The organism is Sediminihabitans luteus (genome assembly GCF_002797595.1).
GTDB classification, from domain to species: domain Bacteria; phylum Actinomycetota; class Actinomycetes; order Actinomycetales; family Cellulomonadaceae; genus Paraoerskovia; species Paraoerskovia lutea.
The window spans coordinates 308,087-333,956 of record NZ_PGFE01000004.1 but is presented as its reverse complement, the minus strand read 5'-3'; the positions used below and the strand labels follow the sequence as shown (position 1 = coordinate 333,956).

19 protein-coding genes are annotated in these 25,870 nt (G+C 73.7%); 7 read left to right on the top strand and 12 right to left on the bottom strand.

All coding sequences use genetic code 11. The features are described 5' to 3' along the window. Positions 1–384 precede the first annotated feature (384 nt). A complete protein-coding gene (locus tag CLV28_RS12900; protein WP_100423719.1) occupies positions 385–1,026 on the top strand; it encodes a GNAT family N-acetyltransferase in 642 nt (213 codons plus the stop codon). On the opposite strand, the gene CLV28_RS12895 is transcribed toward CLV28_RS12900, so the two are convergent. From CLV28_RS12895 to CLV28_RS12875, 5 genes are all read right to left on the bottom strand, one after another. After that, positions 966–1,970, bottom strand: coding sequence for a sugar phosphate isomerase/epimerase family protein (locus tag CLV28_RS12895; RefSeq protein ID WP_100423718.1), 1,005 nt, complete (start codon positions 1,968–1,970; stop codon positions 966–968). The two genes, CLV28_RS12900 and CLV28_RS12895, sit on opposite strands and share 61 nt — an antisense overlap. A gap of 36 nt (positions 1,971–2,006) precedes the next feature. Continuing rightward, positions 2,007–3,179, bottom strand: a complete 1,173-nt coding sequence (locus tag CLV28_RS12890) for a Gfo/Idh/MocA family protein (protein WP_239073328.1) — start codon at positions 3,177–3,179, stop codon at positions 2,007–2,009. A gap of 91 nt (positions 3,180–3,270) precedes the next feature. Further along, positions 3,271–4,335 carry a substrate-binding domain-containing protein gene (locus CLV28_RS12885; protein WP_100423717.1) on the bottom strand — a complete coding sequence of 355 codons (1,065 nt, stop codon included), beginning with the start codon at positions 4,333–4,335 and terminating at the stop codon, positions 3,271–3,273. Positions 4,336–4,385: 50 nt separating this feature from the next. Next, complete coding sequence (locus CLV28_RS12880) at positions 4,386–5,432, bottom strand: ABC transporter permease (RefSeq protein WP_100423716.1); 1,047 nt, start codon at positions 5,430–5,432, stop codon at positions 4,386–4,388. Continuing rightward, complete coding sequence (locus CLV28_RS12875; protein WP_203968252.1) at positions 5,429–6,952, bottom strand: sugar ABC transporter ATP-binding protein; 1,524 nt, start codon at positions 6,950–6,952, stop codon at positions 5,429–5,431. Before CLV28_RS12875 ends, CLV28_RS12880 begins: the two co-directional genes overlap by 4 nt. 176 nt (positions 6,953–7,128) lie before the next feature. Here CLV28_RS12875 and CLV28_RS12870 point away from each other — a divergent pair, with 176 nt between their 5' ends. Both CLV28_RS12870 and CLV28_RS12865 read left to right on the top strand, forming a co-directional pair. Beyond that, on the top strand, positions 7,129–8,331 hold the full coding sequence (locus CLV28_RS12870) for an ROK family protein (RefSeq protein WP_100423715.1): 1,203 nt from the start codon (positions 7,129–7,131) through the stop codon (positions 8,329–8,331). After that, positions 8,328–8,990, top strand: a complete 663-nt coding sequence (locus CLV28_RS12865; RefSeq protein ID WP_100423714.1) for a ThuA domain-containing protein — start codon at positions 8,328–8,330, stop codon at positions 8,988–8,990. Before CLV28_RS12870 ends, CLV28_RS12865 begins: the two co-directional genes overlap by 4 nt. 16 nt (positions 8,991–9,006) lie before the next feature. Here CLV28_RS12865 and ligA read toward each other — a convergent pair whose 3' ends face one another. Both ligA and adhE read right to left on the bottom strand, forming a co-directional pair. Next, positions 9,007–11,442: an NAD-dependent DNA ligase LigA gene (gene ligA, locus CLV28_RS12860; protein WP_100423713.1), complete on the bottom strand. Its 2,436-nt coding sequence runs from the start codon at positions 11,440–11,442 to the stop codon at positions 9,007–9,009. A gap of 183 nt (positions 11,443–11,625) precedes the next feature. Then, positions 11,626–14,328, bottom strand: a complete 2,703-nt coding sequence (adhE, locus tag CLV28_RS12855) for a bifunctional acetaldehyde-CoA/alcohol dehydrogenase (RefSeq protein WP_100423712.1) — start codon at positions 14,326–14,328, stop codon at positions 11,626–11,628. 137 nt (positions 14,329–14,465) lie between these two features. Between adhE and CLV28_RS12850 the strand changes: the two genes are divergently transcribed. Next, positions 14,466–16,532, top strand: coding sequence for a prolyl oligopeptidase family serine peptidase (locus tag CLV28_RS12850; protein WP_203968253.1), 2,067 nt, complete (start codon positions 14,466–14,468; stop codon positions 16,530–16,532). Between the two features lie 19 nt (positions 16,533–16,551). Here the strand turns inward: CLV28_RS12850 and CLV28_RS12845 are convergent, their stop codons facing one another. Continuing rightward, positions 16,552–17,577 (bottom strand): uroporphyrinogen decarboxylase/cobalamine-independent methonine synthase family protein, encoded by a 1,026-nt coding sequence (locus CLV28_RS12845; protein WP_100423710.1) that lies wholly within the window; start codon positions 17,575–17,577, stop codon positions 16,552–16,554. Between the two features lie 93 nt (positions 17,578–17,670). On the opposite strand from CLV28_RS12845, the gene CLV28_RS12840 reads away from it, so the two are divergent. Further along, a complete protein-coding gene (locus tag CLV28_RS12840) occupies positions 17,671–18,099 on the top strand; it encodes an ester cyclase (RefSeq protein ID WP_100423709.1) in 429 nt (142 codons plus the stop codon). Here the strand turns inward: CLV28_RS12840 and mnmA are convergent. Together mnmA and CLV28_RS12830 are read right to left on the bottom strand one after the other, a co-directional pair. Beyond that, on the bottom strand, positions 18,090–19,244 hold the full coding sequence (gene mnmA / locus CLV28_RS12835) for a tRNA 2-thiouridine(34) synthase MnmA (RefSeq protein ID WP_100423708.1): 1,155 nt from the start codon (positions 19,242–19,244) through the stop codon (positions 18,090–18,092). The genes CLV28_RS12840 and mnmA overlap by 10 nt on opposite strands. Continuing rightward, entirely contained in the window at positions 19,241–20,407 is a 1,167-nt protein-coding gene (locus CLV28_RS12830; protein WP_100423762.1) for a cysteine desulfurase family protein, read from the bottom strand. Before CLV28_RS12830 ends, mnmA begins: the two co-directional genes overlap by 4 nt. Positions 20,408–20,544: 137 nt before the next feature. Between CLV28_RS12830 and CLV28_RS12825 the strand changes: the two genes are divergently transcribed. Next, a complete protein-coding gene (locus CLV28_RS12825) occupies positions 20,545–21,693 on the top strand; it encodes a phosphotransferase family protein (RefSeq protein ID WP_100423761.1) in 1,149 nt (382 codons plus the stop codon). Positions 21,694–21,696: 3 nt separating this feature from the next. Here the strand turns inward: CLV28_RS12825 and CLV28_RS12820 are convergent, their stop codons facing one another. Both CLV28_RS12820 and CLV28_RS12815 read right to left on the bottom strand, forming a co-directional pair. Then, positions 21,697–22,680, bottom strand: coding sequence for an electron transfer flavoprotein subunit alpha/FixB family protein (locus CLV28_RS12820; RefSeq protein WP_239073329.1), 984 nt, complete (start codon positions 22,678–22,680; stop codon positions 21,697–21,699). A gap of 11 nt (positions 22,681–22,691) precedes the next feature. Next, the gene (locus tag CLV28_RS12815; protein WP_100423707.1) at positions 22,692–23,501 is read right to left on the bottom strand and encodes an electron transfer flavoprotein subunit beta/FixA family protein; all 810 of its coding nucleotides are present in this window, start codon (positions 23,499–23,501) and stop codon (positions 22,692–22,694) included. Between the two features lie 98 nt (positions 23,502–23,599). Here CLV28_RS12815 and glgX point away from each other — a divergent pair, with 98 nt between their 5' ends. Next, positions 23,600–25,861 (top strand): glycogen debranching protein GlgX, encoded by a 2,262-nt coding sequence (gene glgX, locus CLV28_RS12810; protein WP_100423706.1) that lies wholly within the window; start codon positions 23,600–23,602, stop codon positions 25,859–25,861. Positions 25,862–25,870: the final 9 nt, after the last annotated feature.

Sequence of the window (25,870 nt, the reverse complement as noted above, 5' to 3'; positions counted from 1 at the left end):
GCACCGTCCCGAACCGCCGAACCTCAGCGACCCGAACCCGGGGCAACTTCTCCAACTTACCAGACCCAGTCACCCAAGTCCAGCCCCACCCTCACGACCCCAGAAGGATCACAACCCAACCGGGCCCAGCTCAACCCACCAGAACCCGCACCAAAGCGCAGAAATCCCAGCAGAAGAAGAACCATGAGGGGGTGGTCACACCCACGGGACCGGCCACCCGTATCCGAACCGAAGTCCTTCGCGGTGTCCGTGCCTCCCTGTCGGGCTGACATCCAGAACATTACATGCCGCCAGCCCACGACACCAAATCCCCCCGACGTGACCGCGCACACGTCCCGCACCGACTCCCTCGCCGCGGCCCGCCGCGCGTCCTATCGTCGGAGGATGCCCCCCGTTCCCCGCCCTTCCGACCCTGCCCAGGTCGTCGTCCGCCCGGCGGTCGACGGTGACGTCGACGAGCTCGCTGCGCTCGCCGCTCTCACCTTCCCGCTCGCGTGCCCGCCCGGGACGGACCCGGAGGCCATCGCGCGCCATGTCGCGACCGAGCTCCCGCCGTCACGCTTCGTCGCGTGGCTCCACGACACGGACTCGCTCGTGCTGGTCGCGTCACGGGCCGGGTCGCCGGCGGTCCTCGGCTACACGCTCGTGCTGCGGGGCGTGGCGGCGTCCGCGGACGTCGCGCAGCTCGTAGGTGCCGGGACCACCGTCGAGCTCTCCAAGATCTACGTCCACCCCGACGAGCAGGGATCCGGGCTCGCGCGCGTGCTCCTGCACGAGTCGCTCGCCACCGCCGCGGACCGGTTCCGCACGTCGTCGGTGTGGCTCGGCACGAACGGCCAGAACCTTCGTGCGCAGGCGTTCTACCGCCGGCACGGGTTCGTCCTCGCGGGCCCGAGGACGTACCTCGTGGGCGGGCAGGCCCACGAGGACGTGGTCATGGTCGCCGACCTCGACCTCCCCGGTGCTCAGTCCGCGCCCGACGAGAACGCGGCGTCGAACGCCGCGCCCGGGGCGTCGAACGCCTGAGCACGCACGAACGCGAGTCCCTCGGGCGCACCCTGGAGCCGGTCCATGCCGGCGTCCTCCCACTCGACGGACAGGGGCCCGTCGTAGCCGATCGCGTTGAGCATGCGGAACGCGTCCTGCCACGGGACGTCACCGCGGCCCGTCGAGATGAAGTCCCAGCCGCGGCGGGGATCCGCCCAGGCCAGGTGCGAGCCGAGGCGTCCGCTGCGTCCGTCGAGCCTCCTGCGGGTGTCCTTGCAGTGCACGTGGAAGATGCGGTCCTGGAAGTCCCAGAGGAACCCGACCGGGTCGACGTCCTGCCAGACCATGTGGCTCGGGTCCCAGTTGAGGCCGAACGACGGACGGTGGCCGATGGCCTCCAAGGTGCGTCGGGCCGTCCAGTAGTCGTACGCGATCTCGCTCGGGTGCACCTCGAGCGCGAACCGGACGCCGACCTCCTCGAAGACGTCGAGGATCGGGTTCCACCGGTCGGCGAAGTCCTGGTAGCCGGCGTCGACCATGTCCTGCGGCACCGGCGGGAACATCGCGACGGTCTTCCAGATCGACGAGCCCGTGAACCCGACGACGGTGCGGACGCCGAGCTTCGCGGCCATGCGCGCCGTGTCCTTGATCGCCTCGGCCGCGCGCCGCCGCACGCCCTCCGGGTCGCCGTCGCCCCAGACCGCGGGTGCCAGGATCTCCTGGTGGCGGCGGTCGATCGGGTCGTCGCACACCGCCTGCCCCGTCAGGTGGTTGGAGATCGCCACGATCTCCAGTCCGTGCCTGGCCATGAGGTCCTTGCGGCCCTGGACGTACTCCGCGTCGTCCCAGCGGGAGACGTCCAGGTGGTCGCCCCAGCACGCAAGCTCGAGGCCGTCGAAGCCCCACCCGGCCGCGAGCGCCGCGACCTCCTCGAGCGGCAGATCGGCCCACTGGCCCGTGAACAGCGAGATCGTGCGTGTCATGTCGTTCCCTTCCCGGGGGTTGCGTCGTGGTGGAGTTCAGACGTCGAGCCAGGCGCCCTTCTCGGCGCTGCGCTCGACCGCGTCGAGCACCCGCTGGACCACCAGACCGTCGCGGAACGACGGTCGTGGCTGCTCGCCCGCGGCGATCGACCCGACGAGGTCGACGACCTGGTGCGTGAAGGCGTGCTCGTAGCCGAGCCCGTGGCCCGGGGGCCACCAGGCCGCGACGAAGGCGTGCTCGGCCTCGGTGACCACGATCCGCCGGAACCCGGCGATCGCCACCGGGTCCGTGCCGTCGTAGAAGTGCAGGACGTTCATGTCCTCGAAGTCGAACGCGAGCGAGCCCCGCGAGCCGTTGACCTCGAGGCGGATCGCGTTCTTGCGCCCGAGCGCGAAGCGCGTCGCCTCGAAGACCCCGAGACCACCGCCCGAGAGCCGGGCGACGAACGCCGCGGCGTCGTCGACCGTGACCGGTCCCCTGCCCTCGCCCGCCACGCCCGTGAGCCCGGCCCCGCCGGTCGCGACAGGACGCTCGCGCACGAAGGTCTCGAGCACGCCCGAGACGCCCGTCACGAGCTCGCCGGTCACGAACTGCGCGAGGTCGACGGCGTGCGCGGCGATGTCGCCGAGCGCCCCCGACCCGGCGCGCCCGCGGTCCAGGCGCCAGGTGAGCGGGGCCTCGGGGTCCACGAGCCAGTCCTGCAGGTACTGCACGCGCACGTGCCGCACCTCGCCGACCCGGCCCTCGGCGACGAGCTGCCGCGCGAGCTGGACCGCCGGGACCCGGCGGTAGGTGAAGCCGACCATCGCGAGCACGCCGCGCCGGGCGGCGTCGTCCGCCGCGAGCGTCATGGCCTCGGCCTCGGCGACGGAGTTGGCGAGCGGCTTCTCGCACAGCACGTGCTTGCCGGCCGCGAGCGCCGCGAGCGCGATCTCGGCGTGCGAGTCCCCCGGGGTGCAGATGTCGACGAGGTCGACGTCGGGGCGCTCGAGGGCCGTGCGCCAGTCGGTCGAGGACTCGTCCCAGCCCAGGCGGGACGCCGCCTCGCGCGTGCGTCCGGCGTCGCGTCCCACGAGCACGGCGCGCGCCGGGGTGAGCGGCAGGTCGAAGAAGCGGGGGGCCGTGCGCCACGCGTGGGAGTGCGCGGCGCCCATGAACGAGTGACCGACCATCGCGACGCCGAGGCGCGCGGGTTCCTGCTGGCCCATGTGGACCGTCCTTCCTGTGTCGTCGGTGGCCTGGGGCCACCTGCCGGACGCCGGAGGGTGCGTGACGTCGCGCCCTCCGGCGTCGGGCGTGTCAGGACTCGAACGCGGTCGGCAGGTACTGCTCGACGTTGTCGGCGGTCACGACCGGGGCGAACAGCTGGACGGTGCGCGGCACGCCGACCGAGACGAGGTCGCCCATCGACTTGTTCTGCACCACGAGGCGCGCGAGCTCGATCGCGTCGGCCGCCTGCGTCGAGGGGTAGATGACGGTGGCCTGGAGCACGGAGTCGCCGGACTGGATGTGCTCCATGACGTCCTTGGAGCCGGCACCGCCGACCATGAAGAACTCGTCGCGGCCGGCGTTCTCGATCGCAGCGAGCACGCCGACGCCCTGGTCGTCGTCGTGGTTCCAGATCGCGTCGATCTGGGGTGCCGACTGGAGCAGGTTGGACGTGGCCTGCTCGCCGCCCTGGACGGTGAAGTCGGCGGCGACGCGGTTGTCGACGTCGAGGCCGCAGTCGCCGAGCGCGTCGGCGAAGCCCTGGCTGCGGTCCTGGGTGAGCGGGAGGGAGTCGATGCCGGCGATCTCGGCGACGACGGCGTCCGGCGTGTCGCCGAGCTGCTCGCAGATGTACGTCCCGGCGCTGACGCCCATGCCGTAGTTGTCGCCGAGCACGGTGCTGCGGGCCGCGAACGGGCTCGAGAACTCGCGGTCGACGTTGATCACGGGGATGCCGGCCTCCATGGCCTTGGTCGCGACCTCGGTCAGGGCGGCGCCGTCGAACGGCAGGAGCACGATCGCGTCGACCCCGTCATTGATGAACGTCTCGATCTGGCTGATCTGGAGGCTGACGTCGTTGGTCGCCTCGGCCTGCCGGAGCTCGACGTCGTCGAACCGGTCGGCCTCGGCCACGGCGGCCTTGGTGATCGCGCCCATCCAGCCGTGGTCGGCGGCCGGGGCGGAGAAGCCGATGACGACGGTCTCTCCCGTCTCGTCGTTCTCGGAGCTGCCGGCGCCCTCGGCGGCGGCCGGGGCGTCGGCCGAGGAGTCGTCCGAGGTGTCCTCGGTGTTCGAGGTGCAGCCGGCCACGAGCAGCGCGGCGGCCGAGGCCGCGACCGTGAGCGTCACGAGGCGGCGTGAGGTGCGTGCAGACATGAGATCTCCTTTGACGTCTTTCTGCGGGGGGGGTGGGGGTGGTGGGTGCGTCAGGTGGACGACCGGCGCGCGAACCGCTGCTGCAGGAGCACGGCGACGACGATGATCACGCCCTTGGTCACGGCCTGCGCCGAGATGGACATGTTGTTCTGGGTGAAGACGTTGGTCAGGGTCATGAAGATCAGGACCCCGAGGACGGTGCCGACGATCGTGCCGCGTCCGCCGGCGAGCAGCGTGCCCCCCACGACGACCGCGGCGATCGCGTCGAGCTCGTAGAGCTGTCCGTGGGTCGAGCTGCCCGCGGTCGTGCGGGCGAGCATCATGACCGCCGCGATGCCGGCCGTGAGCCCGGCGAGGCCGTAGAGGTACATGAGGTGGCGCCGGACCTTGATCCCGGCGAGGCGCGACGCCTCGGGGTTGCCGCCCACCGCGATCGTGCGGCGGCCGAACGTCGTCCGGTTCAGCAGGATCCAGCCGAGCACCGCGACGACGAAGAACATCCACACGAGCACCGGGATGCCCAGGAGGTCCCCGCGGAACGCGTCGAGGAACCCGTCGACCTTGACGATCTGGGTCTGGCGGCCCGAGATGATCTCCGCGAGCCCGCGGGCGGCGACCATCATGGCGAGGGTCGCCATGAACGCGACCACGTTCCCGTAGGCGATGAGCACCCCGTTGACGAGGCCGGCGGCCGTGCCGACCGCGAGCGCCGTGAGGACCACGATCGACCAGTGGTAGTCCTCGGCCATGGTCTGGGTCGCGAGCGTGCTGGCCCAGACGGTCGCGAGGCCCATGACGGAGCCGACCGACAGGTCGATGCCGCCCGCGGTGATCACGAAGGTCATGCCGATGCTGAGCACGCCGACGACGGCGGCGAGCCGCAGGATCGTCATGACGTTGTCGAAGCTCGCGAACCGGTCCCCCGCGGTCACGACGCCCACGACGCACAGCGCGGCGAGGGCGAGGACCAGCCCGAGGTTGCGCCCCACGGCGCCGGACAGGAGCGCCGGACGCCGCGCGCGCGTCGCGCCGTCGCCGCGGCCCGGGGGCCGGTCTGGCTCGGCGACCGCCTCGGCGGTCGGGTTCTGCTGGCTCACGCGACACTTCCTTCCATGACGAGGTCGAGCACGCCGTGCTCGTCGATCTGGTCGGCCGGCCCCTGGTGCACGACCCGCCCGTCGGAGACGACGAGCACGCGGTCGGCGAGCCCGAGCACCTCCTCGATCTCGGACGACACGACGACGACGGCGTCGCCCGCGTCGGCGAGGCGCCGGACCAGGGCGTAGATCTCGGCCCGCGCCCCGACGTCGACGCCCCGCGTGGGCTCGTCGAGCAGCAGCACGCGGCATCCTTGGACGAGCCAGCGTCCGAGCAGGACCTTCTGCTGGTTGCCGCCCGAGAGCGTGCGTGCCGCTCGCCCGGTCCCTGCGGGGCGGACGTCGAGCGCGACCTCCTGCTCGTCGGCGGCCGCCCGCTCGGCGGCCTCGTCGAGCATCCCGGCGCGTGCGAAGCGGGCGAAGGACGGGAGCGTGACGTTGCGGTACACGGGTTCGTCGAGCACGAGGCCCTGGGACTTGCGCTCCTCGGGGCACAGGCCGAGGCCGGCCCGGACCGCCGCGGGGACCGACCCGGGCGCGATGCGTCGTCCCTCGACCTGCACGCTGCCGGACGTCGCGCGGCGCGCCCCGTAGACCGTCTCGAGGATCTCGGACCGGCCGGCGCCGACGAGGCCCGCGAGCCCGACGATCTCGCCCGCGCGCACCTCGAACGAGACGTCGGAGAAGACGCCCGCGAGGGCGAGGTCACGGACGGACAGGAGCACGGGTGCGTCGTCCGCCACCCCGGGCCGGGCGGGGAATGTGCTCTCGACCGCGCGGCCGGTCATGAGCTCGATGAGCGCGGGCGTCGGCGTGTCGCCCACGGCGAGGTCGGTCGCGACCGTGGCGCCGTCCTTGAGCACCGTGATGCGGTCGCCGATCTGGCGGATCTCGTCGAGGCGGTGCGAGATGTACACGATCGCGACGCCGGACGCGGTGAGCTGGCGCACGACCCGGAAGAGGTTCTCGACCTCGCCCGAGTCGAGCACCGCGGACGGCTCGTCCATGACGATGACCCGGGCGTCGCGCGAGAGGGCGCGAGCCATCGAGACGATCTGCTTGCCCGCGGCCGAGAGCCGGCCGACCTCGCGGTGCGGCGGGATCTCGCCGTGGCCGAGGCGCTCGAGCAGGGCGCGCGTGCGCCGGGCGATCTCGCGGCGCCGGGTGAACCCGGCGTTCGTGACCTCGTGCCCGAGGAAGACGTTCTCGGCGACCGAGAGTCCGTCGACGACGTCGAGCTCCTGGTACATCGTCGCGATGCCGTGCTCGAGCGCGGCGACCGGGTGGGCGATGGTCACGGGCTCCCCGTCGACGAGGATCTCGCCCTCGTCGGGCTGGTGCGCTCCGGCGAGCACCTTGATGAGGGTGGACTTGCCCGCCCCGTTCTGGCCGAGGAGGCAGTGCACCTCTCCCGCGCGGACGACGAGGTCGACGCCGTCGAGGGCGCGTGCGCCGGGGAACGTCTTGACGATGCCGCGCATCTGCAGCAGCGGCGTCGCGGATGCCTTGGTGGTGGCCATCAGTGCTGGCTCCTGTTCTGGCGCGGGTCGACGGTGACCATGTGACGAACGTAGAGCGACTTATGACTTCCGTCAATCAAAAGGTGCGGTACTTTTGCATCGTTACCTCAGTGTTACTTCGACTCGGGTAGCAGAAGAGCCCGGTATGTCGAGAGAAGGCGTGGTTCACTGTGCTCATGGAGGAGCTGCTCAAGTTCGCGCCCCGACCCACGGGCGCCGGCGAGATGTTCCAGCTGATGCGCGACGGCGCTCCCCGCACCCGCACCGCGCTCGTGCAGGTCACGGGCCACTCGCGCTCGACCGTCGCCGCCCGGCTCGACTCGCTCGTGGCGACCGGACTCATCGCCCCCGCAGGAGAGGCGACCTCGACCGGAGGCCGGCCGCCGTCGACCTACGCGTTCAACCCCGACGCCCGCGTGATCCTCGGCGTCGACCTCGGCGCGACCCACGCCCGGCTCGCCGTCACCGACCTCGCCTCGACCGTCCTCGCCGAGCTCGACGCGCCCCTCGCGATCGCCGACGGCCCCGACCGCGTGCTCGACTGGGTCGCGGAGAACGGCGAGAAGCTCGTCGCGTCGGCAGGCCGGCCGCTCGCCGACCTCGCCGGCGTCGGCGTCGGCCTGCCCGGACCCGTCGACCACGCGAACGGGCGGCCCGTGAACCCGCCGATCATGCCCGGCTGGGACGGCGTCGACGTGCCCCACGCGCTCGAGGGGCGGCTCGGGGCGCAGGTGCTCGTCGACAACGACGTCAACATCATGGCGCTCGGCGAGCACCGCATCTCCTACCCCGCCGAGCGCGACCTGCTGTTCGTCAAGGTCGCGACCGGGATCGGCGCAGGGATCATCATGGACGGCGCGCTGCGCCGCGGCGCCCAGGGCGCCGCCGGCGACCTCGGGCACGTCGCCGTGCCCCACGCGACCGACATCCCGTGCCGCTGCGGCAACACCGGGTGCCTCGAGGCCGTCGCCGGCGGGCACGCGCTCGCCGCAGCGCTGCGCACGCTCGGCACGCAGGTCGGCACGAGCGCGGACGTCGTCGCCCTCGTCCGCGCGGGCGACGTGCCCGCGACCCAGGCGGTGCGCCAGGCCGGCCGGGACATCGGCGCCGTGCTCGCCGCGAGCGTGAGCCTGCTCAACCCCGCACGGATCGTGATCGGCGGCGTGCTGGCCGAGGCGGGCGAGCACCTCATCGCCGGGATCCGCGAGACCGTCTACCAGCGCTCGCTGCCGCTGGCCACGCAGCACCTGCGCATCATGACCGCGACGACCGGGGCCCGTGCCGGCGTCCTCGGGGCCGGCGTCATGGTCATCGACCAGCTCCTGTCGGCCGCATCGGTCGACGCCCTCGTCGAACGCACCCTCCAGGAGGACGCATGACCACGCACGGTCGCCGGGCGCTCGTCGTCCGCGGCGGATGGGACGGACACTCCCCCGTGGAGGTCACCGACCTGTTCGTCCCGCACCTCGAGGCCCACGGCTTCGACGTCGTCGTCGAGTCCTCGCTCGAGGTCTACACCGACCCGGACCTGGGCCGGAACGACCTGATCGTGCAGTGCTGGACCATGGGCGAGATCCTCGCCGACGAGCTGCGCGGCCTGCGCGCGGCGGTCGCCGCGGGCACCGGGTTCGCCGGCTGGCACGGAGGCCTGCTCGACTCGTTCCGGATGGCGACCGACTACCTGCAGATGGTCGGCGCGCAGTTCGCCGCGCACCCGCGTGACGCGGTGCCCCACACCGTCGACGTGCTGCCCGCGCGCGCCGACCACCCCGTCGTCGCCGGCATCGACCGCATCGAGCTCGACTCCGAGCAGTACTGGGTGCTCACCGACACCATGAACGACGTGCTCGCGACCACGGCCGTCGCCGCGGGCGACGACGTCCCGTGGGCCGAGCCCGTGGTCTCCCCCGCCATCTGGACCCGCCGGTGGGGGCTCGGGAAGATCTTCGCGTGCACCATGGGGCACTCGGTGCAGGACCTCACGGTCCCCGAGGTGCGGACCGTCGTCGAGCGCGGCCTGCTCTGGGCGGCGCGCTGACGCCACCGCCCGGCCGTCATTCGGCGTCGTCCGCCGGGCCCTCTTGGGCCGCCGGACCCGACGCGAGGAGCTCGGCGAAGCCGGCCTCGTCGAGGATCGTCAGCCCGAGCTCTCGCGCCTTCGTCTCCTTCGAGCCGGCGTTCTCGCCCACCACCACGTAGTCCGTCTTCTTCGACACCGACCCCGAGGCCTTGCCGCCGCGCGCGAGGATCGCCTCCTTCGCGCCGTCACGCGTGAACCCCTCGAGCGAGCCGGTCACGACGATCGTCAGCCCGTCGAGCGTGCGGGGCGTCGAGTCGTCGGACTCCTGCGCCATGCGCACCCCTGCGGCCGCCCAGCGGTCCACGATCTCGCGGTGCCACTCGACCTCGAACCACGCGATCACCTGGTCCGCGATGGTCGGGCCGACGCCCTCGACGGCCGCGAGCTCGTCGCGCGTCGCCGCCCGGATCGCGTCGACCGAGCCGAACCAGCCCGCGAGCGCCCGCGCCGCGACCGGGCCGACGTGCCGGACGTTGAGGCTCACCAGGACCCGCCAGAGGTCCTTGCCCTTGGCCTTCTCGAGCTCGTCCAGGAGGGTCTGCGCCGCGCTCGAGGGCCCGTAGACCGGGAAGTCCTTGCGCACGCCCGCCGCACGCCGCTCGGCCGGGCTCGCGTCCTCGAAGCCAGGCGGGTACGTCTTGGCGACCACGCGCTGGAACGGTCGGGCGACCTTCGCGGTCATGGTCGACCCGTCCGCGAGCGTGACCTCGCCCGCCTCGCCGACGCCGTCGAACTCCTTGGGGATGCCCGTCTCGGCGTCGCGGACCACGACACGGATCGGCACGAGCTGCTCGATCGTCAGGTCGAACAGCCCGGCCTCGGTCCGTAGCGGTGCCTCGGCCGGCTCGAACGGCTGCGTGAGCGCGGCGGCCGTGACCTCGCCGAGCGCCTCGACGTCGAGGCCGCCGCGGGAGCCGATGTGCTCGACGCGGCCGCGCACCTGCGCGGGGCACGACTCGGCGTTGGGGCAGCGCAGGTCGACGTCGGCCTCCTTCATGGGCCGCAGCGGCGTGCCGCACTCAGGGCAGTCGGCGGGCATCACGAAGTCCTCGCGCGGGTACCCGTCGTCCGCGAGCGCCGCGACCGGCCCGAGGATCTCGGGGATCACGTCGCCCGCCTTGCGCAGCACGACGACGTCGCCGATGCGCACGCCCTTGGCGCGCACGACGTCCTGGTTGTGCAGCGTCGCCTGCCGCACGGTGCTGCCGGCGACGACAACGGGCTCCATGACGGCGTACGGCGTGGCCCGGCCCGTGCGACCGACCCCGACCTGGATCGCCAGGAGCCGGGTGTTGACCTCCTCGGGCGGGTACTTGAACGCGATCGCCCAGCGGGGCGCACGGCTCGTGGCGCCGAGCCGCCGCTGGTGCACGAGCTCGTCGACCTTGACCACGATCCCGTCGAGCTCGTGCTCGATGTCGTGCCGGTGCTCGCGGAAGTGCTCGATCATCTCCTCGACGCCGTCGAGCCCCTGGACGACCCGGTTGTGCGGCGAGACGGGCACGCCCCACGTCTCGAACAGCGCGTACGCGGCCGACTGCCGGTCGAGCTCGGTGTGCTCGCCCTCGTCCCACTGCAGCGCCCCGACCCCGTGCGCGTACATCTGCAGGTTGCGGCTCGCGGTGACCGTGGGATCCTTCTGCCGCAGCGAGCCCGCCGCGGTGTTGCGGGGGTTCGCGTAGGGCGCCTGGCCCGCCGCGACGAGCGAGGCGTTGAGGGCCGCGAAGTCCTCGACGCCGAGGAACACCTCGCCGCGGATCTCGATCAGGTGGGGGTGGTCGGCCGGGTCTCCCGCGAGCTCGTGCGGGATCGACGCGATGGTGCGCACGTTCGCCGTGACGTCCTCGCCCGTGCGTCCGTCGCCGCGGGTCACGCCGCGCACCAGGCGGCCACGCTCGTACGTGAGCGCGATCGCGAGGCCGTCGATCTTGACCTCGCACAGGTAGTCGACGCGCGCGTCGTCCGCGAGCGCGAGGTCACGGTGCACGCGCACGGCCCACGCCGCGAGGTCCTGCGAGGAGAACGCGTTGTCGAGCGAGAGCATGCGCTCACGGTGCTCGACGGTCGCGAAGCCCGCCGCGGCCCGCCCGCCCACGCGCTGCGTGGGCGACTCCGGGTTCCGCAGCCCGGGGTGCGCGGCCTCGAGGGCTTCGAGCTCGCGCATGCGCGCGTCGTACTCGGCGTCCGAGGAGCGCGGGCTGTCGTCCTCGTAGTAGGCGCGCTGGTCGGCCTCGACGAGGTCGCGCAGCGCCGTCCACCGCTCGAGGGCCTGCTGCTCGTCGAGGTCGGCGGCCGTCGTCACGTCGGACGACGCGGTGCTGGTCCCGTCTGACGACGCTGTGCTGGACGACGCCGTGTTGGTCCCGTCGGACGACGCGGCCTGCTCCGGGGCTGGGGTCTTCTCGCTCACGGCACCATCATGGCGTGCGCCACCCACGGCCGCCGCAGCGGGCCGTGGGTGGGTGCGCCAGAGGCCCGGCGCCGCGCGAGGGGGCACGCGGCGCCGGGCGGGCGCGGGCGGCTCTACCGAGGGGGAGCCAGTCCCGCGCTTCCCCGCCGGGCCCGCAGGGGCCGGGCCGGCGGGGCGTCCTGTTCAGGCCGTGGTCACGGCCTCGGTGTCGACGGCACGCGCCGCGGCGCGCCGGGCGTCGCGGACCTCCTCGCGCGACGTGCCGTCGTAGGCGGCCACGAGGATGTCCTTGATGTCCTCGATCAGGGGGATCCTCGGGTTGGCAGGCGCGCACTGGTCCTCGAAGGAGCGCAGCGCGAGCATGTCGAGCGAGCTCTTAAACGAGGTCTCGTCGACGCCCTGGTCCTTGAACCGGCGCTCGATCCCGACCTTCGTGCGCAGCTCCTCGACCGCCGAGGCGTAGGACTCGACGGCCTCGTCGGGCGTCGCCGCCGGGAGCCCGAGGTGCTGGGCGATCTGCTGGAAGCGCTCGGGCGCGACGTACCGGTCGGCCTTGGGCCACGCGGTCGCCTTGGCGGGCACCTGGCCGTTGTACCGGATCACGTGCGGGAGCAGGACGGCGTTCGTCCGGCCGTGCACGAGGTGGTAGGTCGAGCCCACGGTGTGCGCCATGGCGTGCACCATGCCGAGCATCGCGTTGGCGAACGCCATGCCGGCGATGGACGCCGCGTTGTGCATCTTCTCGCGCGCCACGGTCGCGTCGCCGCCCACGGTCACCGACGTCTCGATGTGCTCGAAGACCATCTTGATCGCCTGCAGGCACAGCCCGTCGGTGAAGTCGTTGGCGTAGACCGAGACGAACGCCTCGGTCGCGTGCGTGAGCGCGTCGAAGCCGGAGTCCGCGGCGAGCTTGGCCGGCATCGTGGAGGTGAGCACGGGGTCGACGATCGCGACCGACGGCGTGAGCGCGTAGTCCGCGAGCGGGTACTTGAAGCCCGTGGTCGGGTCGGAGATCACGGCGAACGGCGTGACCTCGGAGCCCGTGCCGGACGACGTCGGGATGCACACGAGCTTGGCGAGCTCGCCGAGCGGCGGGAACTTGAACGCGCGCTTGCGCACGTCGAAGAACTTCTCGCGCGTGTCGGCAAAGTCGATCTCGGGGTGCTCGTAGAGCAGCCACATGACCTTCGCGGCGTCCATGGGCGACCCGCCGCCGACGGCGACGATGGTGTCGGGCTGGAAGTGCCGCATGGCCTCCGCGCCCTTGGTCACGGTCGCGACCGTCGGCTCGGGCTCGACGTCGTCGATGATCTGCACCGACACGGCCTCGGAGCGCGCGTTGAGCTGCCCGAGCACGGTGTCGACGACGCCGATCTGCGTCATCACGGAGTCCGTGACGATCGTGACCTTGTGGACGTCGGGCATCTGGGAGAGGTACCGGATCGCGTTGGGCTCGAAGTACGTCTTGCCCGGGACCTTGAACCACTGCATGTTGTTGTTGCGGCGGGCGACGCGCTTGACGTTCACGAGGTTGACCGCCGAGACGTTGTTGGACACCGAGTTGCGGCCGTACGAGCCGCAGCCGAGCGTCAGGGACGGGATGAGCGCGTTGTAGATGTCGCCGATGCCGCCGAGCGCCGAGGGCTGGTTCCACAGCACGCGCACGGCCTTGACGCGACGGCCGAACTCCTCGACGAGCGCCTCGTCGGACGTGTGGATCGCGGCGGAGTGGCCGAGGCCGTCGAACTCGACCATCTGCTCGGCGAGGCGGATGCCCTCCTCGCGCGAGGTCGAGCGCAGCACCGCGAGCACGGGCGCGAGCTTCTCGCGCGACAGCGGCTCCTGCGGGCCGACCGAGCCGATCTCGGCGAGGATCACCGAGGTCTCCTCGGGCACCGAGAACCCGGCCTGCTCGGCGATCCACGCGGGGCTCTGCCCCACGACCTTCGCGTTGAGCTTTGCGCCGGCGCAGCTCGTGCCGTCCGCCTCGACGCCGAACACGAAGCGCTCGAGCATGGCCTTCTCGGCGGGGGTGGCGCGGTAGGCGTGCAGGCGCTCGAGCCCGGCCATGGCCTCGTCGTAGATCTCGTCGTCGATGATCGCTGCCTGCTCGGACGCGCAGACCATGCCGTTGTCGAACGACTTGGAGATCACGAGGTCGTGCACCGCACGGCCGACGTCGGCGGTCCGCTCGACCCAGGCGGGGACGTTGCCCGCGCCGACGCCGAGCGCGGGCTTGCCCGCGGAGTACGCGGCGCGGACCATCGCGTTGCCGCCGGTGGCGAGGATGAGCGCGACGCCGTCGTGGTTCATGAGCGCGCCGGTCGCCTCGATCGACGGGTGCTCGACCCACTGGATGCAGTCGACGGGCGCGCCGGCCGCGATCGCGGCGTCGCGCACGACGCGGGCCGCGGCGATCGAGCACTGCTGCGCCGAGGGGTGGAACGCGAAGATGATCGGGTTGCGCGTCTTGAGCGCGATGAGCGCCTTGAAGATGGCGGTCGAGGTCGGGTTGGTCACGGGCGTGATGCCGGCGACGACGCCGACGGGCTCGGCGATCTCGACGATGCCGTTGATCTCGTCGCGCCCGATGACCCCGACAGTCTTGAGGTTCGCCATCGAGTTCGGCACGTGCTCGCACGCGAAGATGTTCTTGGTGGCCTTGTCCTCGAAGACCCCGCGGCCGGTCTCGGCGACCGCCTGGAGCGCGAGCGACCCGTGCTCGTGCAGCGCCGCGATGGACGCCTTGGTCACGATGTGGTCGATCTGCTCCTGCGTGTAGCCCGCGTACGCGTCGAGCGCCTTGAGCCCGTTGGCTACGAGCCCGTCGATCTCGGCGGTCGTGGCGTTCGCGCCCGTCCCGCTCGGGGTCCCCTGGGTGGTCATCGTGTCTCCCTCGTCCGGTGTTCCCTGTCCGGTGCTTACCTTGTGAAGTCTTTCACAAGGTGCGGCGGATGCCAACACCAGGACGGTGTCTCCTCGCTCACAGGGCCCGCACGAGGCGTCGGACTAGGGTGTGCGCCATGACCGATCCCTACCTGTGGCTCGAGGACGTCGAGGGTGCCGAGGCGCTCGACTGGGTCCGCGCGCGCAACGCCGAGTCCGCCGTCGACATCGCCTCGACCCCGTCGTTCGGACGCACCCGCGACGCGATCCGCGAGGTCCTCGACGCCGACGACAAGATCGCCGCGGTCTCCAAGATCGGTGACCTCTACTACAACTTCTGGCGCGACGCCGAGCACCCGCGCGGGATCTGGCGCCGCACGACGCTCGAGCAGTACCGCACCGCGTCGCCCGCGTGGGAGACCGTGCTCGACCTCGACGCGCTGAGCGCCGCCGAGGGCGAGAGCTGGGTGTGGCACGGCGCGAGCGTGCGCCGCCCGGAGTTCCGGCGCGCGCTCGTCGACCTCTCCCCCGGCGGCTCGGATGCCGACGTGACGCGCGAGTTCGACCTCGTCGACCTGCGGTTCGTCCCCGCGGCCGAGGGCGGGTTCGAGCGTCCGCTCGGCAAGGGCGGGCTCGCCTGGGTCAACGACGACACCGTCTGGCTCTCGGCCGACCTCGGGCCCGGCACCACGACCGCGTCCGGGTACGCCCGGCTCGTCCGGCGGTGGCGGCGCGGCACCCCGATCGACGCCGCGACGACCGTGTTCGAGGCCGAGCACGACGACCTCGCGGTCTCGGGCTGGCACACGTCCACGCCCGGGTTCGAGCGCGACTGGGTGCGCCGCGCGACCGGCTTCTACTCCGCCGACCTGTACCTGGTGCGCGACGACGCCCTCGTGCGCGTCGACGTGCCCGCCTCGGCCTCGGCCGGCGCCCGGCGCGAGTGGCTGCTCGTCGACCTGCGCGACGACTGGACCGTGACCACGCCCGCCGGGGAGGTCACGCACCCCGCGGGCGCGCTCCTGGCGGTCGAGCTCGACGCGTTCCTCGCGGGCGAGCGCCGCCTGACCCCGCTGTTCGTGCCCACGCCCTCGACCTCGCTCGCCGACGCGACCTGGACCCGGCACCACCTCGTGCTCACGACGCTCGAGCACGTCGCGAACCGGCTCGAGGTGCTGACCCCGCCCGCGCCCGGCAGCGCCCCCGGGACCTCGTGGGACCGCCGCACCCCCGGCGGCGTGCCCTCGCTCGGCACGGTGAGCGTCGGCGCGGTCGACGTCGAGGAGTCCGACGCGGTGTGGCTCGTCACGACCGACTTCCTCACGCCGTCGACCCTCTCGCTGCTCGACGTCGGCACCGCCGACGCGGCGCCCGAGCCGCTCAAGTCGAGCCCCGCCCGGTTCGACGCGACCGGGATGGTCGCGCAGCAGCACTTCGCGGTGTCGGACGACGGGACCCGGGTCCCGTACTTCGTCGTGGGCCGCCAGGAGCTGGTCTCGGGCGACGCGGGCCCCGCCCCCGCCCTGCTCTACGGGTACGGCGGGTTCGAGGTCTCGCTGACCCCGTCGTACTCGGGCACGAGCGGGCGCGCGTGGCTCGCGCGCGGCGGCGTGCACGTCGTGGCGAACATCCGCGGCGGCGGCGAGTACGGCCCCGCCTGGCACCAGGCGGCGCTCACGCACCGGCGGCACCGCGCCTACGAGGACTTCGCGGCGGTCGCGCGCGACCTCGTGGACCGCGGGATCACGACGCCCGCACGCCTGGGCATGGAGGGCCGCAGCAACGGCGGCCTGCTCGCCGGGAACATGCTCACGCAGTACCCCGAGCTGTTCGGCGCGATCATCGTGGGCGTGCCGCTGCTCGACATGAAGCGCTACTCGCACCTGCTCGCCGGCGCCTCGTGGACGGCGGAGTACGGCGACCCCGACGACCCCGAGCAGTGGGAGTTCGTGCGTACGTTCTCGCCGTACCACCTCTTCGACGCCCGGCGCTCCTACCCGCCCGTGCTGTTCACGACCTCGACCAAGGACGACCGCGTGCACCCGGGCCACGCGCGCAAGATGGCCGCGCTCATGCTCGCCGCCGGCAAGGACGTGACCTACTACGAGAACGTCGAGGGCGGCCACGGCGGCGCGGCCGACAACGCCCAGGCCTCGTACATGGCGGCCGTGCACTACGAGTTCCTGCGCGAGCGGCTCGCCTGAGACGCGCTCGCCGCCCCGATCAGCCCTCGGCGCGCTCGGCGAGGATCGCGGCCGCCCGGCCGAGGTTGCCCGTGACGGCGCGCGCGGCGTCGAGCGACCCCCGCGCGATCTCGGCGCCCGACTCGCACAGCGTGACGTCGGCGAGCCCCGGGACGGGCAGCCCGATGCGGCGCCAGGGCACGGCGACGGCGTCCGCGAGCGCGACCACGTCGGGCCCGGCGCACTGCGAGACCTGCGCGGGCGGCAGGCCGGCCCACAGCGCGACACCGCGCTCGACGGCCCGCGCGAGGTGCTCCCAGAGCCGCTCGTCCCAGGTGCCCGTGCGCAGGTCGACGCCCACCGCGTCGACCCCGGCGAGCACCGCGGGCCCGACACCCGTCCACGACGAGCCGACGTGCACGACGACGCGCGCCCCGGCCGCCCGCAGCGCGTCGACGACCACCGCGAGGCCCTCGACGACGTCCGGCCCCGGCACAGCCCTCAGGCGCGAGAACCCGGAGAACGTGGGCAGGACGCCGGCGCCGACCTGCGCGAGCAGGTGCTCGTCGAGCTGGACCACGACCTCGGCACCCGGCACCTGCCGGCGCACGTGCGCGACGTGCTCGACCAGCCCGGCGGCGAGCGAGGCCGCGAGCTCGGCCCGCGCCCCGACGTCCGCCAGCACGCGGTCACCACGCGCCAGGTACAGCTCGGCGGCGAGGGACCACGGCCCCACGGCCGCGACCGCGAGCGGGCCGGCGTACCCGTAGGCGGCGATCGCGAGCGCCCCCAGGTCGTCGTCGACCAGCGACCGGGCGCGCCGCTCATCCATGCCCGGGCGGTCGGCGAGCTTCCATCCGTGCGGGCCGAGCTCGACCGCGAGCTCGGTGAGCAGCGCCGCGGTGCGCCCCAGCGGCCCGGCCTCGGGCCCGCGCGCGGGCAGCTGCACCGCGAACGGCAGCGCCCGGGCACCGCTCGCGAGCTCGGCGAGGTCGCCGAGCACGACCTGCTGCGCCTCGAGGGGGTCCGTCCCTGGTCGGGGGCCGCGCCCGCTCACCGTCGTCATGACCGCAAGGCTACCGAGCGTCACGAACGCCGGGCACCGTCCTCCCTCCACGCAGGGACGCCGTACCCCCGACGGCGTGCGGAGGAGGTCCGGATGAGCACGTCGACGAACAAGGCCGCGGCGATCGAGGTGCACACGCGCCTGCTGCCCGGGAACCTCGAGGCGCCGCTCGCGTCGGTCCTCGCGCCCGGGTTCCACGACCACGACCCGCTCACGCGCGGCACGGACGACGCGGTCGGCCTGGTCGCGACCATGCACTGGCTCTCGAACGCGTTCAGCGACCAGCGCGTCGAGGTGCTGCACGCGGTCGCCGAGGGCGAGCTCGTGGCGCTGCACGTCGCGTTCACCGCACGCCACACGGGGTACTTCCGCGGCATCGCGCCGACCGGTCGCACGTTCACGATCCACGAGATGCACATGCTGCGGTTCGCGCAGGGTCGCGAGGTCGAGCACTGGGCGGTGCGCGACGACGCGACGCTCGTCGCGCTGCTGACCGGGCCCGGGCCCGCGCGTCAGGGCTGAGGCGGACGCCGTCCGGCGCTCGCGACGGTCGACTGCCCGAGCACGCGCGTGCCCCGGTAGACCACGAGCGACTGCCCGGCCGCGACCCCGCGCAGGGGCGGGCCGACGAGCTCGACCTCGGTGCCCTCGCCGGGCGTCGCCCGCACGCGGGCCGCGACCGGCGCGCCGTGCGCGCGCACCTGGACCTGCGCGTCGAACCAGCCGCCGGCGGCGGCGTCGAGCACGTCGGGCGCGAGCCACACGCTGCGCTCCCCCACGACCCGGTCGACGCTCAGCAGCTCGGCCGCACCGATCACGACCCGGTTCGCGGCCGTGTCGACCTCGAGCACGTAGCGCGGGCGGCCGTCGGGTGCGGGGCGGTCCACGCCCAGGCCCTTGCGCTGGCCGACCGTGAACGCGTACGCGCCGTCGTGGGCGCCCACGACCTCGCCCGCGGCGTCGACGATCTCGCCGGGCCGCGCCCCGAGACGCTCGCGCAGGAACCCCTGCGTGTCGCCGTCGGCCACGAAGCAGATGTCGTACGAGTCCGGCTTGTTCGAGACCGACAGGCCCCGGCGCTCGGCCTCGGCGCGCACCTCGTCCTTCGACGCGAACCCGCCGAGCGGGAAGATCGAGCGCGCGAGCCGCTCGGGCCCCATGACCGCGAGCACGTACGACTGGTCCTTGGCCGCGTCGACCGCGCGGTGCAGCTCGTTCACGCGGCGGACGGCGCCCGGCGCCGCGTCGTCCGACACGTCGGGCACGTCCCGGGTCACGACCTGCGCGTAGTGGCCCGTCGCGACGGCGTCGAAGCCGAGCGCCGTCGCCTTGTCGAGCAGCGCCTCGAACTTGATGTGCTCGTTGCACCGCACGCACGGGTTGGGCGTGCGCCCGGCCGCGTACTCGTCGAGGAAGTCCGCCACGACGGTCTCCTCGAACCGCTCCGAGAGGTCCCACACGTAGTACGGGATGCCGAGCACGTCGGCCGCGCGGCGCGCGTCGCCCGCGTCCTCGATCGAGCAGCAGCCGCGCGACCCGGTGCGGAACTGGTCGCGCGAGCGCGAGAGCGCCATGTGCACGCCCACGACCTCGTGCCCGGCCTCGACCGCGAGCGCGGCCGCGACGGCCGAGTCGACGCCGCCCGACATCGCGGCGAGGACCTTCATCGCGCACCTCCACGGCGCGCGGGCGCGGACGCGAGCCCCGCGGCGGACGCCCGCTCGACCACGCCCGGCAGCACGCGCAGCAGGTGCGCGACGTCCTCGTGCGTCGACGTCGCGCCGAGCGAGAAGCGCAGCGCGCCGCGCGCGTCGGCCTCGTCGACACCCATCGCGAGCAGCACGTGCGACGGCTGCGGGACGCCCGCCTGGCACGCCGACCCCGTCGACGTCTGCACGCCCGCCGAGTCGAGCAGGTACAGCAGCGAGTCGCCCTCGCAGCCCGGGAACGTGAAGTGCGCGTTGCCGGGCAGGCGCTCCGGGCCGGGTGCGGGCCCGCGCAGCACCGCGGACGGCACGGCGGCACGCACGCCCGCGACGAGCTCGTCGCGCAGCGCGGCGAGGCGCGTCGCCGTCGCGTCGCGCGTCGCGACCGCGTCGGCGAGCGCGACCGCGAACGCGCGGATCGACGCCGTGTCGAGCGTGCCCGAGCGCACCGCGCGCTCCTGCCCGCCGCCGTGCAGCACGGGCGTGAGCGGCAGCCCGCGCGTCGCGACGAGCGCGCCGACGCCGACGGGACCGCCGACCTTGTGCCCGCTCACGGTCATCGCGTCGAGGCCGCTCGCGGCGAAGTCGAGCGCGAGCCGGCCCGCGGCCTGCACCGCGTCGCTGTGCACCGGCACCCCGTGCGCGTGCGCGGCCCGCACGGCCGCCTCGACCGGCTGGACGGTGCCGACCTCGTTGTTCGCCCACATGAGCGACACGAGCGCGGTCTCCTCGGGTGCCGCGGCGAGCTCGGACTCGAGCGCGGCGAGGTCCACGCGGCCCGCGGCGTCGACGGGCAGCAGCACGATCTCGGCGCCCGCGTGCTCGGCCATCCAGAACGCCGGGTCGAGCACCGCGTGGTGCTCGACGGCCGAGACCAGGATGCGACGGCGGGCCGGCTCCGTCGTCCGACGCCCCCAGAACAGGCCCTTGACCGCGAGGTTGTCGGACTCGGTCCCGCCCGCGGTGAACACGACCTCGCTCGGTCGTGCGCCGAGCGAGGCCGCGACCGACTCACGCGCCTCCTCGACCGTGCGGCGGGCCGCGCGCCCCGCGGAGTGCAGCGACGACGCGTTCCCGGTGCGCGAGAGCTCGGCGAGCATCGCCTCGACCGCGGCCGGCGACATGGGGGTCGTCGCCGCGTGGTCGAGGTACGCGATCGCGTCGGGAGTGGTCGTCACGGTCGACCAGTCTACGAACCCGGACCGCCCCGACACGACCGACGTGCTTCGCGCGCGGCCCCGCGCGGGTTAGTTTGGGGTCGATGCACGACGACGTCCCCACCACCGCCCAGATCCCGCGCGCCACCATCCGTGCCGGGATCGCCGCCGGGCGCGCCGGGACGGCCGCCGGCCCCGTGCCCGCCCCACCCCCCGCCGACGCACCCGCGCGACGCGGACTGCGGCCCGCGCCGCCCGAGGCCTCGGGCGGCGGACGGCTGTCGTGGCGCGACCTGCCGGCCGACCTGCGGGCCGAGATCGACGCGATCAACGGCGCGACCGTCGTGCACGAGAACGTCGCCAGCTCGGGGTTCAGCCCGGGACTCGCGTCGGTCGTCACGTTGTCCGACGGGCGCCGCATGTTCATCAAGGCCGCGTCGGTCGTCGCCGAGCCCTTCGCGGCCGAACTCCACCGCGCCGAGGCCGAGACGGCGGTCCGGCTACCCGAGGGCGTCCCGACCCCCGAGTTCCTGTGGACGTACTCGGACGACGACTGGATCGTGCTCGCGTTCGAGGCCGTCGACGGCCGCCATCCCGGGCTGCCGTGGGGTCGCTACGGGCTCGCGCGCGTGCTCTCCGCGATCGACGAGCTCGCCCGCGTCGAGGGCGCCCGCGACCTGCAGCTGCGCCCCACCGGCCCCGATCTCGCGTCGATGTGCACCGGGTGGGCGAGCCTCGCGGAGTTCCCCGACGACCGGCTCGCCGACGTGGTCCCGTGGGCCGTGGACAACCTCGAGAGCCTGTGCGAGCTCGAGCAGGGCGTGCTCGTCGCGAGCGAGGGCGAAGCGCTCGTGCACGGCGACCTGCGCGCCGACAACATGCTGCTCTCGCACGGCGACGTGTACCTGCTCGACTGGCCGTACGCCTCGCGCGGCGCGCCGTGGCTCGACCTCGCGCTGTTCCTGCCGAGCGTCGGGATGCAGGGGATCCTCGACGAGCTCGACCCGATCGACGCGCCCGCGACCGCCGACGAGCGGTGGGCCACCGGCTCCGAGCTCGCCCGGATCTTCAGCAGCCACCCGCTCGGCGGCACGGTGCACCCGGAGGACCTGCGCTCGGTCGTCGCCGGCGTCGCCGGGTACCTCGTGTCGTCGTCGCTGCAGCCCGCCCCGGCCTCGATCCCGAACCTGCGCGCGTTCCAGCGTGCGCAGGGCGTCGCGGCGACCGCGTGGATCGAGCGCCTGGGCTTCTGAGCGTCAGACGCCCTTGTGGGCGCGGATCGCGGCGGCAGCCTGCGGCAAGACGTCCGCGAGGTCACCGACGACCGCGAAGTCGCAGATCTCGAAGATCGGGCACTCCGGGTCGTTGTTGACGGCCACGATGACCTGCGACGCCTGCATGCCGCCCCGGTGGTGCGGGGCGCCCGAGATCCCGGCCCCGACGTACAGGCGCGGCGCGACCGTCACGCCGGTCTGCCCGACGAACGTGTCGAACCAGCCCTCGAAGACCGCGTCACGGCTCGCACCCACGGCCGCGCCCAGCGCGTCCGCGAGGTCGAGCACCGGGGTGAAGTCGCCGTCGGTACCGCGACCGCCCGCGACCACGATCGCGGCCTCCGCGAGCTCGGGTCGGCCGTCGCCGTCGGTCTCGTGCGTGGTGCGCGAGACGACGCGCGCCGCCGTGGCGGACGCGCTCGGCGCGACGTCGTGGGCCACGACCTCGGGCACGGCCGAGGCGTCGGCCGGCGTCGGGACGACGGCGTTCGCACGCACCGTCACCACGGCGACGTCGGTGCTCACGGCGCACTCGGTGTCCCAGGCGCCCGCGAACACGCGCTTGCCCGCGACGAGCGCGCCGTCGTCGGCCGTGCGCAGCGCCGCGGCGTCGATCACGAGCCCCGCGCCGAGGGTGTGCGCGGCCCGGGCCGCGACCTCCTTGTTCGGGAACGACGACGTGAGCAGCAGCACCTGGGCACCGGCCGCGCGCGCGACCGCGGCGAAGGCCTCGGCCACGACCGGGGTCAGGTGGCGCGCGTCGTCCGACAGGTCGGCGGGCAGGTCGACGCGGTGCACGCGCGCGACGCCGTGCGCCGCGAGCTGGTCGAGCGTCGCGGCGCTGGGCTCCTCGAGCGCGACCGCCTCGACGGTGCCGAGCGTGCGCGCGATGGTCAGGATCTCGAGCGCGGGCGAGCGCAGCTCGCTCGCCGGCGTGTCGAGGAGGACGAGAACGTTTCGGGTCACGGGACTGCCTCTCAGACCAGCTCGTTGCGGATCAGGTACTCGGCCAGGGCCTTGCCGCCCTCGCCCTTGTCGACGACGAGCTCGACCTCGGGCTTCTCGGGGCGCGGGGCCGCGCTGACGACGCGCGTGCGGGCCCCGGCGTCGCCGACCGTGGCCGGGTCGACGTCGAGGTCGGCGAGCGACCACGCCTCGACCTTCTTCGACCGCGCGGCCATGATGAGCTTGAAGTTCGGGAACCGCGGGTCGTTCGCGTGGTCCGTGACCGACACGACCGCGGGCAGCGGCGCCTCGAGCACCTCGGTCACGTGACCGAGCTCGCGCGTCACGGTCGCGGTGCGCGCCGCGGCGTCGACCTGCAGGTCGCCCGCGATCGCGAGCTGCGGCAGGTCGAGCTCGGCCGCGAGCAGGACCGGCACGACCGAGCCGAGCCCGTCGAGCGCCGCCATGCCCGTGATCACGAGGTCGACCGGGGCGTCGGCACCGAGCGCGCGCACCGCGGCCGCGAGCACGCGCGCCGTGCCGAAGTAGTCCGACCCCGCGATCGCGTCGTCGCTCACACGCACGCCACGGTCGACGCCGAGCTGGAACGCCTTGCGCAGCGCGGAGTCCGCGTCCTCGCCCGCGACCGTGAGCGCGACGACCTCGCTCGCGGCGCGCTCGTCCTCGGGCAGCGCCTCGACGATGCGCAGCGCCGCCTCGAGCGCGTGCTCGTCGAGCTCGTTGAGCGTGCCGTCGTCCGACGTGCGCTCGACGCGCCCGTCCACGAAGGCTCGGTCGGACTGGATGTCCGGGACGTACTTGACGGCGACGACGATCCGCATGAAGGTGACTCCTCCTCGGGGCTGGTTCGACTCGCAGCCTACCGCCGGGCGTCCGCGCGGATCCCCCCACGCCCACGCGTCGGACGCACAATGGACGGGTGAGCGACACCACCGGATCCCTCCCGCACCGCCCGACCGTCCGCCCGACCGACCGCCACGGCCACGTGCCCCCGCTCGGGGTGCACCTCGCGGGCGACGGCGTCGACGTCGCGGTCCTCGCGGCACGGGCCACCGCGGTCGACCTGTGCCTGGTGGACGACGACGGCGAGCGCCGCGTCCCGCTCGACGGGCCGACGTACGGCGTGTGGCACGCGCACGTGCCCGGCGTGACCGAGGGCCAGCGCTACGGGTTCCGCGTCGACGGGCCGTGGGTGCCCGCCGAGGGCCTGCGGCACAACCCCGCCAAGCTCCTCGTCGACCCGTACGCGCGCGGGATCGTGGGCGCGTTCGACCACTCGCCCGTGGGCTACGGGTACGTCGCCGAGGTCGACGACGACGGCCGCGTGGTCGGGGACCCCTTCGGGGAGCTGGACCCGCGCGACTCGCTCGGGCACGTGCCGCTCTCGGTCGTCGTCGCCCCGCGCACGGGCGACCAGGCGCCCCGCCCGCACGTGCCGTGGTCGCAGACCGTGGTCTACGAGGCGCACGTGCGCGGCCTGACGATCGGCCTCGACGCGCTGCCCGAGGAGCTGCGCGGCACCTACGCGGGCCTCGCGCACCCCGCCACGATCGAGCACCTGCGCTCGCTCGGCGTCACGACGCTCGAGCTGCTGCCCGTGCACGCGTTCGTCGACGAGCCCCACCTCGCGGTCAAGGGCCTGACCAACTACTGGGGCTACTCGACGCTCGGGTTCTTCACCCCCCACCCCGGGTACGCGACGGCGGCGGCGCGCGACGCCGGGCCGGGCGCCGTCCTCGAGGAGGTCCGCGGCATGGTGCACCTGCTCCACGAGGCCGGGATCGAGGTGATCCTCGACGTCGTGCACAACCACACCTGCGAGGCCGGGGACGACGGGCCGCAGCTGTCGTGGCGCGGGCTCGACGCGCGGGGCTACTACCTGCACGACGACGGCACGCCGGTCCGGTTCGCGGACGTGACCGGCACGGGCAACACGCTCGACCACCGTCGCCCCCGCGTGGTGCAGATGACGCTCGACTCCCTGCGGTACTGGGCGCAGGAGGTCGGTGTGGACGGGTTCCGGTTCGACCTCGCGGTGACGCTGGGGCGCGGCCACCACGGGTTCGACCCCGACCACCCGTTCCTCGTCGCGCTGCAGACCGACCCGGTGCTCAACGGGCTCAAGCTGATCGCCGAGCCCTGGGACGTGGGCCCCGGGGGCTGGCAGACCGGGAACTTCCCCGCGCCGATGGCCGAGTGGAACGACCGGTTCCGCGACGCCGCACGACAGTTCTGGCTCGCGGACGCGCGCGAGGCGTCGCACGGGCGTGCCGGGCACGGGGTGCGCGAGCTCGCGACCCGCCTGGCCGGCTCCGCCGACCTGTTCGGGCACAGCGACCCGCCGCTCGTGCGCGGTCCCGTCGCGTCGGTCAACCTCGTCACCGCGCACGACGGCTTCACGCTCGCCGACCTCGTCGCCTACGACCACAAGCACAACGAGGCCAACGGCGAGGACGGCCGCGACGGCTCGGGCGACAACCGCTCGTGGAACCACGGCCTCGAGGGCCGCGTCGAGACGGGCGACGCCGCGCTCGCGCCCGGCATCGAGATCGTCCCCCTGCGCCGTCGCTCGATGCGCAACCTGCTCGCCACGCTCGTGCTCGCGGCGGGCACCCCGATGCTGACCGCGGGCGACGAGATGGGCCGCACCCAGCGCGGCAACAACAACGCCTACTGCCAGGACACCCCGACCTCGTGGGTCTCGTGGGACCTGTCGCCGTGGCGGCAGGACTTCCTCGCGACCACGCGCCACCTGCTCGCGCTGCGGCGCGAGCACCGCGCCCTGCGCGCCGACGCGTTCTACCTCGGCCGACCCCGGCACGCGCTGCGCACGGCCGTGCCCGACCTCGCGTGGTTCGACGCGACCGGCGCCCCGCTCGACCACGGGGGCTGGGTCGCGCCCGACCGCCGAGTGCTGCAGATGCTGCGCACCGGCCCCGCGGACGGCGCGCACGACGTCCTGCTCGTGCTCAACGGGTCGCTCGACGAGGTCGAGGTCACGCTCCCCGCCGTCCCCGTGCCGGACGACGTCCCCGGCCCCCGCCCCGGGACGTGGGACCTCGCGTGGGACTCGGTGTGGGAGCACCCGGACGAGCGCGGCACGGCCGACGACGCGCACCTCGCGCCCGGTGCGCGCGCGCTGCTCGAACCGCTCAGCGTGCACGTGTACATCTCGGCCTGAGACGCGGCG